14 protein-coding genes are annotated in these 12058 nt (G+C 68.3%); 5 read left to right on the forward strand and 9 right to left on the reverse strand.

Translation table 11 applies throughout. From position 1 onward, the window contains the following. Positions 1-8 precede the first annotated feature (8 nt). The 6 genes from C8D87_RS36590 to C8D87_RS36615 form a co-directional block, all read right to left on the reverse strand. Complete coding sequence (locus C8D87_RS36590) at positions 9-311, reverse strand: DUF3817 domain-containing protein (RefSeq protein WP_112230450.1); 303 nt, start codon at positions 309-311, stop codon at positions 9-11. A gap of 14 nt (positions 312-325) precedes the next feature. Beyond that, positions 326-682, reverse strand: coding sequence for a hypothetical protein (locus tag C8D87_RS36595; protein ID WP_233442464.1), 357 nt, complete (start codon positions 680-682; stop codon positions 326-328). Positions 683-1060: 378 nt separating this feature from the next. Next, entirely contained in the window at positions 1061-1555 is a 495-nt protein-coding gene (locus tag C8D87_RS36600; protein WP_109633389.1) for a transcriptional regulator, read from the reverse strand. Positions 1556-1719: 164 nt separating this feature from the next. Next, entirely contained in the window at positions 1720-1917 is a 198-nt protein-coding gene (locus tag C8D87_RS36605; protein ID WP_112230455.1) for a hypothetical protein, read from the reverse strand. A gap of 319 nt (positions 1918-2236) precedes the next feature. Then, complete coding sequence (locus tag C8D87_RS36610; RefSeq protein WP_112230457.1) at positions 2237-3361, reverse strand: CaiB/BaiF CoA transferase family protein; 1125 nt, start codon at positions 3359-3361, stop codon at positions 2237-2239. Then, a complete protein-coding gene (locus tag C8D87_RS36615; RefSeq protein WP_112230570.1) occupies positions 3358-4494 on the reverse strand; it encodes an acyl-CoA dehydrogenase family protein in 1137 nt (378 codons plus the stop codon). The genes C8D87_RS36610 and C8D87_RS36615 overlap by 4 nt, the downstream gene beginning before the upstream one ends. Positions 4495-4601: 107 nt before the next feature. Here C8D87_RS36615 and C8D87_RS36620 point away from each other — a divergent pair, with 107 nt between their 5' ends. From C8D87_RS36620 to C8D87_RS36630, 3 genes are read left to right on the forward strand one after another with little or no spacing between them, the layout of a single operon-like run. Continuing rightward, positions 4602-5036, forward strand: coding sequence for a GNAT family N-acetyltransferase (locus C8D87_RS36620; RefSeq protein ID WP_112230459.1), 435 nt, complete (start codon positions 4602-4604; stop codon positions 5034-5036). 56 nt (positions 5037-5092) lie between these two features. Next, a complete protein-coding gene (locus C8D87_RS36625; protein WP_112230461.1) occupies positions 5093-6295 on the forward strand; it encodes an acetyl-CoA C-acetyltransferase in 1203 nt (400 codons plus the stop codon). 3 nt (positions 6296-6298) lie between these two features. Continuing rightward, positions 6299-8329: a 3-hydroxyacyl-CoA dehydrogenase NAD-binding domain-containing protein gene (locus C8D87_RS36630; RefSeq protein WP_112230463.1), complete on the forward strand. Its 2031-nt coding sequence runs from the start codon at positions 6299-6301 to the stop codon at positions 8327-8329. Here the strand turns inward: C8D87_RS36630 and C8D87_RS36635 are convergent. Then, positions 8326-9276, reverse strand: a complete 951-nt coding sequence (locus C8D87_RS36635) for an AraC family transcriptional regulator (RefSeq protein WP_109633401.1) — start codon at positions 9274-9276, stop codon at positions 8326-8328. The two genes, C8D87_RS36630 and C8D87_RS36635, sit on opposite strands and share 4 nt — an antisense overlap. A 216-nt stretch (positions 9277-9492) precedes the next feature. Continuing rightward, complete coding sequence (locus tag C8D87_RS36640; RefSeq protein WP_170166721.1) at positions 9493-9999, reverse strand: DM13 domain-containing protein; 507 nt, start codon at positions 9997-9999, stop codon at positions 9493-9495. Positions 10000-10095: 96 nt separating this feature from the next. Here C8D87_RS36640 and C8D87_RS36645 point away from each other — a divergent pair, with 96 nt between their 5' ends. Then, positions 10096-10446, forward strand: a complete 351-nt coding sequence (locus C8D87_RS36645; protein ID WP_109633404.1) for a hypothetical protein — start codon at positions 10096-10098, stop codon at positions 10444-10446. A 137-nt stretch (positions 10447-10583) separates the two neighbouring features. Then, complete coding sequence (locus C8D87_RS45425; protein WP_146771976.1) at positions 10584-10973, forward strand: hypothetical protein; 390 nt, start codon at positions 10584-10586, stop codon at positions 10971-10973. A gap of 44 nt (positions 10974-11017) precedes the next feature. On the opposite strand, the gene C8D87_RS36655 is transcribed toward C8D87_RS45425, so the two are convergent. Further along, the gene (locus tag C8D87_RS36655) at positions 11018-12046 is read right to left on the reverse strand and encodes a LacI family DNA-binding transcriptional regulator (protein WP_112230469.1); all 1029 of its coding nucleotides are present in this window, start codon (positions 12044-12046) and stop codon (positions 11018-11020) included. Positions 12047-12058 lie beyond the last annotated feature (12 nt).

The following is a 12058-nucleotide window of genomic DNA, read 5'->3' on the forward strand; positions in this document are numbered from 1 at the left end:
GCCAAACGTCACAGCGGCACGCCCTGCGCCGTCTTCTCGACCACCTTGCGCTCGGCCCAGAACGACAGGAACGGGACCGTGCCGGCGAGCAGCACGAGAGCGGTGCCCTTGATCGACCAGCGCAGCTTCAGCGCCAGGTCGACGGAAATCACCAGGTAGATGGCGTAGAGGAAGCCGTGGACGGGGCCGACGACCTTCATCATCCCGCCCATGTCCGCGGCGTACTTCAGCACCATGGCCACGACCAGCAGCAACAGGAAGACACCGACCACGTAAGCCATGACCCTGAACCGGGTCAACGCACCCTTCATCTGCCCGCCTTCGCTCAACGACCGTCCCGCGCGTTGAGGTCCGCGAGCATGCGGTTGTAGGCCGCGAGCTCCGCGTCTTCTTCGTCGTCGAAGTGCTCGACAGGCGCGGGTTTGACGGCGTCAACCGTAGTCACCGGCCGTGGAGCTGCCGCAACCGGCTCCGGTGCGGAGAGAGGCTCGTCACGGCGCTGGCGCGCCAAGCGGCGGAAGCGCCACACCATGAAGAGCGGGAAGACGCCGAAGAGCGGCCACTGGAGCACGTACCCGAGGTTCTGGAACGTGCCGCTGGCGGACTCGAAACGCTGCCACTGCCAGTACGCGAGTCCGCAACAGGCGATCAGTGCGATCAGGCAACCAAGGCCGATCAACACTCGCTGAGGTGTAAGGAGGCCGCGCACGGCCTCCAGACTACTTGGGTAGGGCTCCCGCCTCCGAGAGCCTGCCCTCGAATCACTTGGGTAGAACTCTCGCCACGGAGAGCCTGCCCTCGAATCACTTGGGTGAGGCCTCCACCGGGAGGCCGACCCGTTCAGGGATCCGCTCGAGGTAGGGGCCTCCGCATCAGAATCAGGAGGCCGACCCGTACAAGGATCCACTTGAGGTAGAGGCCTCCTCGTCAGGAGGCCGAACCGGTTGGGGGTCCGGGGGCTTGCCCCCGGCGGGGGTGTGGGGGCTCGGCCCCCACAGAACACGCGGAACGAACTCCGGCGAGCGCTCTCCGCGAGCACACCTCGCCCGTTCGTTACGCCCTACGCCACGCCGTCCCGGCGCTGCCTCTGCAGACGTGCGACACACCAAGCCGCGGCAGAGCCACGGCGGAGGTGCTGGAGAACCGTCATCGGTCCCAGGCGCCTCCCGAGGTCGGCAGGGGTCAGGCCCGCCGCGCGGTAGTCGAGCGCGCGCTGGTCCAACGGGCTGATGCCCGCGTCCCACCACTGCTCGGCCTCGCTGACGTCACCTACCAGCTGCCAGTAGCTCGCTGCGGCGGCGAGCAACGCCTCGGGTGCCTCCGGCGCCCGCTTGCGCATCGCGGCCACGTAGGCCGGATCCGCCGAGTCGACCTTGACCAAGCCACGCGACCCGCCCTTGCTGCCTCCCCGCTGCACGGGGATGCCGGGCGCCGAGGGGGGAGCCTCCGCGAGCCACGCGTTCTTGATCCGGTTCACCTCCTGCATCTCTGCGTCATCAGACCGTTCAGCCGCCCACTGCTTCAACAGCTCGTGGACCCCGGAGTCCTCGACCATCCATGCCTCCTCGTCGGTCGGGGATCGGCCATTGCAGCGGAAGGTATTCGGTAGGTCTGACAATCGCCAGACCCTGAATCGCCAGAACACCCGTTACCAGTGCGTGATTGGCCTCATTCCACCCATCCGGTCCAACGTGAACGGTCGAGGATCACCCTGAGTCACTAGCTGATCGGGGTCGCGGTCCCGAAGAGGCTCCTGATGAAGGTGATGATCGACTCCGCGCCCTGACGCAGCCAGCCGAGGACCTGCTGGACCGCGCTTGCGGACTCCTCGGGCCGGGTGATCAGGAGGAACAGCACCAGCGCGACGGCCGCCAGCACTAGCACCTTCTTGAGGTTCACAGGTACCTCTCCGTCCATGTCGCTCACAGATGAGGCGGCGGACCGCCCGTGTCACCCGACATGGTCCCTCATTCACCCGTGCGATGAACAACGACCACGCCCAACTGGTCCCAGGATCCACCGGCGGCGCACGCCTGCACGACGGGGAATGTCACCCGAATGGAGGCTAAAGAGATCCCTGTGCAGCGCCGATGTCCTGGGCACGAGGTGAACACGGACACCCTCGCATCCCACAGCTTGGACCAGACACTGTTGCACTGGGTCTCACCCGGATGCCGCTCCGCCGGCATCACGCTCTGTCACCCCGTCGTGTCCTTATAAATGCGCACCCGAGCATTCACCCAATTACTCCTGACCGCCGCAGTTCCATAATTTGAGCGTCCGCCACACCCATGTCGGCAAGCACTTCCCCGGTGTTCGCCCCGGCCGAAACCGGAGCCGCGGGAACCGCCGCCGGAGTCCGGTCGAAGCGGGGAGCCGGCGCCGGGTGCCGCGCGCCGGAGACGTCCACGAACGTGCCACGTGCCTCGTTGTACGGGTGCCGCGCCGCCTCGGTGGGCGTGAGCACCGGCGCCAGGCAGGCGTCCGTGTCCCGAGCGAGGTCGGCCCACTCGTCACGCGTCCTGGTCTTCACCGCCGCCGCGATGCGTTCGCGCAGCTCAGGCCAGTTCGCCGGGTCGTTGCGCGAAGGCGCGTCCTCCAGGCCCAGCACGCGCACCAGGTCGGCGTAGAACTTCTCCTCCAGCGCGCCCACGGCGACGAAGCGCCCGTCCGCGGCCTCGTAGACGTCGTAGAACGGCAGTCCGCTGTCCAGCATGTTCTCGCCGCGCCCGCCCTGCCACATGCCCGCGTGCTTCATCCCGTGCAGGAACGTCGTGAGCAACGCCGCCCCGTCGACCATCGCCGCGTCGACGACCTGGCCGCGGCCGGAGCGCTCGCGTTCGTACAGCGCGGCCAGCACGCCGAGAGCCAGCAGCAGCCCTCCCCCGCCGAAGTCGCCGACGAGGTTGAGCGGCACGACCGGTGGCCCACCGGCGCGTCCGATGGGGTCCAGCGCGCCGGCGATCGCGATGTAGTTGATGTCGTGCCCTGCCCGGTCGGCGAGCGGCCCGTCCTGGCCCCAGCCGGTCATGCGTCCATATACAAGGCGCGGGTTGCGGGCCAGGCACTGCGCCGGGCCGATGCCCAGCCGCTCCGTCACGCCCGGACGGAAGCCCTCCACCAGCACGTCCGAGCGTTCGACCAGCCGCAACACCAGCTCGGCGCCCTCCGGCCTGCGGGTGTCGATCGCGACCGAGCGGCGGTTGCGGCCCAGGAAGTCGCCGGGAACCGTCGAGCGGCTCCCCGGCTTGTGCACCTGGATCACGTCGGCGCCGAGGTCCGCGAGCACCATGCAGCCGAACGGCGCGGGCGCGAGACCGGCGAGCTCGACGACCTTGAGTCCTGCCAGAGGCCCGCTCACAGGGACCTCGCGATGATTTCCTTCATGATCTCGTTCGTGCCGCCGAAGATCCTCTGCACGCGGGCGTCGGACCAGGCACGTGCGATCGGGTACTCGTTCATGTAGCCGTAGCCGCCGAAGAGCTGCACGCACTCGTCGACGACCTTGCCGAGCCGGTCACTGGCCCACCACTTCGCCATCGCCGCAGTCGGCACGTCGAGCTCACCGCGCAGATGCTTCTCGATGCACTCGTCGATGAAAGCCCTGGTCACAGCCGCCTCGGTGGCGCACTCGGCAAGCTTGAACCTGGTGTTCTGGAACTTCATCAGCTCCTTGCCGAACGCCGTGCGCTCCTTCACGTACTTCAGCGTCACGTCGACGGCCGCCTCGATGCCCGCGATGCAGCAGACGCCGATGATCAGACGTTCCTGCGGCAGCTGCTGCATTAGCTGGATGAACCCGAGGCCTTCCTGGTCGCCAAGGAGGTTCGCGACGGGCACCCGGACGTCGTCGAAGAACAGCTCGGCGGTGTCCTGCCCCTTCATGCCGACCTTGTCGAGCACGCGGCCGCGCCGGATGTCGTTCTCCACCACGATCAGCGAGATGCCCTGGGCGCCCTGGGACGGGTCGGTCTTGGCGACCACGACCACGAGGTCGGCGTGCACGCCGTTGGTGATGAACGTCTTCGAGCCGTTGATGACGTACTCGTCGCCGTCCCTGACGGCCTTGGTGCGGATGCCCTGAAGGTCGGAGCCCGCGCCGGGCTCGGTCATCGCGATCGCGCCGACGCACTCGCCGGACGCGAGCTTGGGCAGCCAGCGCCGCTTCTGATCCTCGGATCCGTAGGAGTTGAGGTAGTGCGCCACGATCCCGCTGTGAACGCTGTTGCCCCAGGCGCTGTCACCGGCGCGTGCCTGTTCTTCGAGCAGCACGGCCTCGTGTGCGAACGTGCCGCCGCCGCCTCCGTACTCCTCAGGGATGCTCAGGCACAGCAGCCCGAGGTCACCGGCCTTGCGCCACAGGTCGCGGTCGACCTGCTTCTGCTCGGCGAAGCGTTCCTGGTGCGGCGTGACCTCCTTCTCCATGAACGTGCGGGCGAGCTGGCGCAACTGGTCCAGGTCGCTGTCCATCCACCGCGATCGACGCTCTGCCATGAGTTCCACGAAACCACCGGGCGGTGATCCACGCCATGACCGGCGCGCCAGGCCGTCACCCGAAAAAGTGAGCGAAATTCCCACCCCGATCGGACAGACTGGCCGGCATGCAGATCCACCAGGTCACGCCGGACGAGTGGACGCTGTGGCGTGACGTCCGCCTGGAGGCGCTGGCCGCGGATCCAGCGGAGTTCGGGTCGACGCTGGCACGTGAGCAGGAGTACGGCGAGGACGACTGGCGCGCGCGCATCGTGGGAGGCCTGAACCTCGTCGCGCTCGACCCCGGTCCCGTCGGCCTGGTCGGAGCCACCTCGAAACCCGGCGACCTCTACCTCTACTCGATGTGGGTCAAGAGCTCCCACCGCGGCCGGGGCATCGGAGAAGCGCTGGTCAGGGCCGTGCTGGCGTGGGCGGCCGAGGAAGGCTGGAAGCGCGTGCGGCTGCGGGTGTGGGAGCACAACCTGCCTGCGCGCAAGCTCTACGAGCGGCTGGGTTTCGTGGATGCCGGCGAACCCGAGCACATGGAGTTCGTCGTGAGCTAATCGGTCACCCTTCACGGTCATGGCCAGCTTGAGAGGCCGGGCCTAGCGTGGGTGCCATGAGCGAAGCCTTGATCTTCGACGCGGTGCGCACGCCGCGCGGCAAGGGGAAGCGCGGGTCGCTGCACAGCGTCAAGCCCGTCGCGCTGGCCGCCGGTGTGCTGCGCGCGCTGTCCGAACGCAACTCCCTCGACACCTCCGCGGTGGACGACGTCGTGTTCGGCGTGGTGTCACCGCTCGGCGAGCAGGGCGGTGACATCGCCCGCACCGCGGTCCTGGCCGCCGGGTGGGACCAGCGGCCGGCGGGTGTGCAGCTCAACCGGTTCTGCGCGTCCGGCCTCGAGTCGGTGAACCTCGCGGCGGCGAAGGTCGCCTCCGGGTTCGAGGACCTGGTGGTCGCGGGTGGCGTCGAGTCGATGTCGCGGGTGCCGATGGGGTCCGACGGTGGTGCGTGGGCGATCGACCCGCAGACGAACTTCGACCTGTCGTTCGTGCCGCAGGGCGTGTCCGCGGACCTGATCGCGACGCTGGAGGGCTTCTCGCGCACGGACGTCGACACGTGGGCCGCCCGCTCGCACGCGCTCGCCTTCGAGGCGCAGAAGAACGGGTTCTTCGAGCGCTCGGTCGTGCCGGTCGTCGACCAGAACGGCACCGTGCTGCTGAAGGAGGACGAGACGATCCGGCCCGAGTCCACTGTGGAGTCGCTGGGCCGGTTGAAGCCGAGCTTCCAGTTCCACGGCGACCTCGGCTACGACACGGTCGCGATCGACCGCTACCCCACCGTCGAGCGCATCAACCACGTGCACACGCCGGGCAACTCGTCGCAGATCGTCGACGGCGCCGCGGCGATGCTGATCGGTTCCGAGGCCGCCGGGCGTGCGCTGGGACTCACGCCACGTGCCCGGATCGTCTCCGTCGCGGTCGTGGGAACCGAGCCGACGATCATGCTGACCGGCCCCGCGCCCTCCGCGCGCAAGGCGTTGGACAAGGCCGGGCTCTCGGTCGAGGACATCGACCTGTTCGAGGTCAACGAGGCGTTCTCGTCCGTCGTGCTGAAGTTCCTGCGGGACATGGACATTCCCGAGGACAAGGTCAACGTCAACGGCGGTGCGATCGCGCTGGGCCACCCGCTGGGCGCCACCGGTTGCATGATCCTCGGGACGCTGCTGGACGAGCTGGAGCGCCGGGACCTGCGCCGCGGTCTCGCCACGCTGTGCGTGGGTGGCGGCATGGGTATCGCGACGATCATCGAGAGGGTCTGACAGATGCCGTTCCACTACGAGAAGGACGCCGACGGCATCGTCACCCTGACGATGGACATGTCCGGTTCCGCCAACGTCATGAACACCGAGTACCAGGAGCTCATGGGCGAAGCGGTCTCGCGGCTCGAAGGCGACGAGATCACGGGCGTGATCATCACGTCCGCCAAGAAGACGTTCTTCGCCGGCGGTGACCTGAACGTGCTGATCGCGATCACGCCGGAGAACGCTTCCCAGGCGCTGGAAGGCGTCGAGGAGCTCAAGTCGCAGCTGCGGCGGCTGGAGAAGCTCGGCAAGCCGGTCGTGGCGGCGATCAACGGATCCGCGCTGGGTGGCGGGTTCGAGATCGCTTTGGCGTCGCACCGCCGGATCGTGCTGAACGACGACAGCATCCGGATCGGTCTGCCGGAAGCCACCTTGGGCCTGCTGCCCGGTGGCGGTGGCGTGACGCGCATGGTCCGGCTGCTCGGTGTGCAGAAGGCGTTGCCGTTGCTGATGGAGGGCAAGCAGCTCCGGCCGGAGCGCGCGCTGCAGGCCGGGATCGTGCACCAGCTCGTCGGGACGCGCGAGGAACTGCTCTCCGAGGCGCGGGCCTGGATCGTCGCGAACCCGGCGCCGGTGCAGCCGTGGGACGTGCCGGGTGTCGGTGTGCCGGACCTGAAGTTCGGCGACCCCAACAGCTACGGGCTGCTGGGCGCGGCGCCTGCCGTGCTACGCAAGAAGTCGCACGGCGCGTACCCGGCGCCGGAGAAGATCATGGCGGCGGCGGTCGAGGGTGCGTACGTCGACTTCGACACGGCGCTGAAGATCGAGGGCCGCTACTTCGTGGAACTGGCCGCCGGTCAGGTCTCCAAGAACATGATCACCGCGTTCTGGTTCAACCTCAACGAGGTCAACGGCCGCGCGTCCTCGTCGGGCAGGCGCGTGACGAAGCTCGGCGTGCTGGGCGCGGGCATGATGGGCGCTGGAATCGCCGAGGTGTCCGCGAAAGCCGGGATCGAGGTGATCCTGAAGGACGTGACCCTCGAGGCGGCCCAGAAGGGCGCTGGGGGCCTGGACGGCATCAGGCCGACCGACTCCGACGACGACCTCGCGGGCTGCGACCTGATCATCGAGGCGGTGTTCGAGAACCGCGAGCTGAAGAACAAGGTGCTGGCGGCCGCGGAAGCGCAGGCGTTGCCGGACGCGGTGATCGCCTCGAACACGTCGACGCTGCCGATCACCGGTCTCGCCACGGCTGTTCCGGACGCCGAGCGGTTCATCGGCCTGCACTTCTTCTCGCCCGTGCCGAAGATGCGGCTCGTCGAGATCATCCGCGGGGAGAAGACGTCCGAGGAGACGCTGCAGCGGGCGCTCGACTACGTGCGGCAGATCGGGAAGACGCCGATCGTGGTGAACGACTCGCGCGGCTTCTACACCTCGCGGACGTTCGGCACGTACGTGATCGAGGCGATCACGATGCTGTCCGAGGGCGTGGCGCCGGCGTTGATCGAGAACGTGGCCAAGAAGGCCGGTATGGCCGTCGGACCGCTGGCCGTGTCGGACGAGGTGACGCTGTCGCTGCAGCTGAAGATCCACGACCAGACGCTGGCCGACGACCCCTCGCTGGTGTCGGACAGCGCCGCCCACGACCTGATCCGCGAGATGGTGTCGTTGGGGCGCACCGGAAAGGCCGGCGGCGCCGGCTTCTACGAGTACCCCGCCAACGGCTCGAGGAAGTTCCTGTGGCCGGAGCTGACGACGCGGTACGCCAAGGCCGACGCCGGGGTTTCCGAGCAGGACGTGCGGGACCGGCTGCTGTTCGTGCAGGCGCTGGAAACCGTGCGGTGCCTGGACGAGGGCGTGCTGACGTCGGTGGCGGACGCGAACATCGGCTCGATCTTCGGGTTCGGGTTCGCGCCGTGGAGCGGCGGCACGTTGCAGTTCATCAACTCCTACGGCGTGCAGGCGTTCGTGGAGCGGGCGGACTACCTCGCGGACACGTACGGGGAGCGGTTCCGGCCGCCTGCCTCGCTGCGGGAGCGCGAGAAGTTCTAGGCGCGGTAGGAGCCCGGTGAGGAACCGGTCCACCGCTTGAAAGCCCGGTGGAAGGCGCTCGCCTCGGAGAACCCGAGGCGCAGCGCCAGCTCCTCCACCGACTCCCCGCCCCGCACCAGCGAGGCCACCGCCTGGTCGCGCAGCAGTTGCTCGCGCACCTCGCGGAACGACGTCCCTTCGGCAGCGAGGCGTCGTCTCAGCGTGGGCGCGCTGACCCCGAGGCGTGCCGCCACCGCCTCCAGCCCGCTCACGCCGCTGCCGAGGAGCCTGCGGACGTGGCCCGCCGTGTCGGCGCCGTAGTCCCGGCGCGACAACAACTCCGCGGGCGAGTGCCGCAGGAACCTGCGCAGTCCCGCCTCGTCCTGCACGACCGGCATGCGCAGGAACTTCGGGTCGAACGAGATGGCGGTGGCCCCGGCGCCGAAGGTCAGCGGGCAGCCGAAGATCAGGTGGTACTCGGCGGCGTGGGCCGGTTCCGGATAGGCGAACTCGGCTTCCCGCAGGGGAATCCGGCGGCCGATGAGCCACGACGAGAAGCGGTGCCACAGCACCAGCAGCGACTCGGTCAGGAAGTGGTCGGGGTCGCCGGGGACGTGCAGGGAGAAACGGCCGTCGTCCAGCGAGAGCTCGAGCGGTTCGTCGAAGAGGGCGTAAAAGGCGAGGCCGCGTCTCAACGCCGATTCGAGATCCGGGCAGTGCACGGTGAGCAGGCACATCATCGCGAACGTGCCGCGTTTCGACGGGCGCGGGCCGAAACCCATGAACTCGTCGTCGAGGACTTCCCAGAGGGTCTGGATCAGCTTCGTGTACTGGGCGGGCGTGACGCGGGCGCGGTCGTCGGCGAGAAGGCTCGGCGGAATGCCGGCGCCGGCGAGGACCTCGGACGGCGACGGGCACGCGCGCAGTGCCGCGCGCACGTAGTGGATGGCCACTGTCCGGGTGTGCACGAACCACAGTAAAACGCCACCAGCGGTGACGCGGCTCCGGGGAGAGTTGGAGCCGCGTCACCGCCGGCGAGGGCCCACCCAGTGAGCCGTGCTCCTCGCCAACAGGGCTTCCGCACGCCCATCGGCAAGGGACGATGTTGTGTCCTGACGTTAACGCTATGTGGTCTAGACCAGAAAAGTCAATAGTGCGAAGAGAGCACGTCCGAATCAGATGTTTCAGGCTTGTTCCAGCGGTGCCACGGCAAACCCCGCGGAGAACCGCTTGCACCAGATCACGACGCTCCGAATGGCGGACACGTCGACACCGGCGGGAATTTCGTACACCTGGTCGCCACGATTTCCCTTCAACTTGCCGAGACTGGTGAATCCTTCACCGAACGTTTTCTCGGACGAGCTCGACGGGTGGGGCGAGAGGTAGACGTACAGGTCAGGGCCGTCACTGGTGTTCAAGGACGCGAACTGCACAGAATGCGCGCCGCCGGGCAGTTTGATGAGGCTCGCCTTACCGGTGGTGGCGTGTTCAAGTGAGCGCCACTCACCCGTCGCGACCTCTTTCGCCACTTCCGCGACGGGCGCCGGAGCCTGCGACGCCGACGTCTGAGAAGTCGGTGCCTGAGAAGACGTCGATGCAGGCACGAGCAGCGCGTCGTGCGTTTCGCGAACCGTGATCAGCCGCCACGGCTGGAACAGGTACAACCCGACGCCGAGCGCGACGACCAGCACGACTGCGACGGGGATCAGAAATCGGCGTTGGGGCATACCGAAAATACTGGCTCAAACCGGACCGGAAAGAGCTTACGGAGTTGTTAGGGTCCTGCCGTGGCGACGCAGGCGAGGATCGGCCAGGCCGTGCTCGGAGTCCTCATGGTCGGCTGCGCGCTGACCGGGCTGTTCCCCAGACCCGTGCCGCTGCTCTTCGCCATCGCCGCGGTCGGCACGGCCAACGCGGCGTTCCCGTTGATGCGCACGTTCGGCTCGGCGTTGCTGGGTGGCGTGGCGGCGTCGTCGATCGCGCTGTCGTCGGTCCCGTTCGTCACCTGCTCCTCGGCACGCTTCACCGATGTGTTCACCTGCACGGGTGACGCTCCGACGTGGCACATGACCGGGACCGTGCTGGTGGCAGGCCTTGCCGGGGCCAGTTTGGTGCTCGCCCGGATCACAGATCAATGACGGCGATCACTCAACCGGGGGCGTCAAGGAGCCGATAAGGCAAGCAGGTGAGCGTTCTCCTGCGACCGGCCCAACCGGTAATCTGCCGAGGAGCGTGATCGCCTGACTTCCAACCGTGAGCATTGAGGAGGACCGCTGTGCGCGCACTGTGGGCCGCAGGTGGCTCCGCCGTGCTCGGGTCCGCGTTGCTCGGGGTGCTGGTGGGAATGGCGCTCCACGGCGTTGCCGACGACGATCCGCTGAGCAGGACACCCTCGTCCACGTGGGTCAAGTCCACGGCGAGCACATCGTCGAGCACACCGGAGAGCTCCACTCCCGAGAGCAGCGCACCGCCGAGTTCCAGCAGTTCGGCACCGAGCACGCACCAGACGCCGAAGAAGACCACGACCCCGCCGCCGGCCGCGACCAACCCGGAGCCGCCGCCACCGCCCGCGGCGGTCACCACGACGACGACGCCGTCGTCCGGATGGCCGTGCAGCCCCCTCAACCCGCTGCCGCCGCCCACCTGCAAGAACCTCAGCAACTGAAAAGGGTCCGCCAGCGCACCGGCGGACCCTCTGCACAGCGTTGGTCAGGCCGACTCGCGGCGCACCAGAACCGTCGGCAGCATCTGCTTCTTCGTCTTCACGGTCTCGTCGCGCAGCAGCTTCATCAGGTGCTCGACCATGTGCTTGACCTGCTCGTCCGAGTCCTGCCGCACCGACGTCAGCGGCGGCGACGTGTGCTCGGCGATCGTCGCGTGGTCGTCGAAGCCGACCACCGCGACGTCCTCCGGCACGCGCTTGCCCGCCTCCTGCAACGTTTCCAGCGCGCCGGCCGCCATCAGGTCGGACGCCACGAACACGGCGTCCAGCGAAGGCACCTTCGCGAGCAGCGCGGCCATCGCCTTGCGACCGCCCTCGCGCGTGAAGCCACCGTCCTCGGTGACCTTCGCGGCGCCCTTGTCGTCCAGGCCGAGCGCGGACTTGAAGCCGTTCAGGCGGTCGATCGCGGACAGCTCGTCCGCGGGACCCGCCACGTGCACGATCTTCTTGCGGCCGAGCGACTTGAGGTGCTCGGTGGCGAGCACTGCGCCACCCTCGTTGTCGTTGTCAACCAGGTGCATGCCGCGCAACGAGCCCCACGGCTTTCCGGCGTAGACGACCGGCAGCGGCAGCTTCTTCACGATCGACACGAGCTCGTCGTTGCGGTGCGGCGCGAACACCAGGGCGCCGTCGACGTGGCCGCCCGCGAGGAAGCGGTGTGCGCGGGCCTGGTCGTCCGGCGAGTGCACCAGCATCAGGACCATCTGCACGTCGACGTCCGCCAGCGCACGCGCGCCCGCACGGATCAGCCGGGCGAAGTGCGGGTCGTCGAAGATCTTGGGCTCCGGCTCGGAGAACACCACGGCGACCGCACCGGTGCGACGTGTCACCAACGCACGAGCGGCGCGGTTCGGCTGGTAGCCCAGGGCCAGCACGGCGGCGTTGACCGCCTCCAGCGCCTCGGGGCTGACCCGCGGCGACGCGTTCAGCACTCGTGACGCCGTGGCGCGGGAGACCCCGGCCCTCGCGGCCACGTCCTCCAACGTCGGACGCGCGTGGATGGACACGAGCACCACCACTCCTCGATG

It is taken from the genome of Lentzea atacamensis (genome assembly GCF_003269295.1).
In the GTDB taxonomy this organism is placed as follows: Bacteria; Actinomycetota; Actinomycetes; order Mycobacteriales; family Pseudonocardiaceae; genus Lentzea; species Lentzea atacamensis.

Coding starts and splice junctions, on each gene's coding strand:
- C8D87_RS36630 (WP_112230463.1), top strand. CDS start 6,299: ATGCCGTTCCACTACGAGAAGGACGCCGACGGCATCGTCACCCTGACG.
- C8D87_RS36600 (WP_109633389.1), bottom strand. CDS start 1,555: ATGGTCGAGGACTCCGGGGTCCACGAGCTGTTGAAGCAGTGGGCGGCT.
- C8D87_RS36625 (WP_112230461.1), top strand. CDS start 5,093: ATGAGCGAAGCCTTGATCTTCGACGCGGTGCGCACGCCGCGCGGCAAG.
- C8D87_RS36615 (WP_112230570.1), bottom strand. CDS start 4,494: ATGGCAGAGCGTCGATCGCGGTGGATGGACAGCGACCTGGACCAGTTG.
- C8D87_RS36605 (WP_112230455.1), bottom strand. CDS start 1,917: ATGGACGGAGAGGTACCTGTGAACCTCAAGAAGGTGCTAGTGCTGGCG.
- C8D87_RS36620 (WP_112230459.1), top strand. CDS start 4,602: ATGCAGATCCACCAGGTCACGCCGGACGAGTGGACGCTGTGGCGTGAC.
- C8D87_RS36590 (WP_112230450.1), bottom strand. CDS start 311: ATGAAGGGTGCGTTGACCCGGTTCAGGGTCATGGCTTACGTGGTCGGT.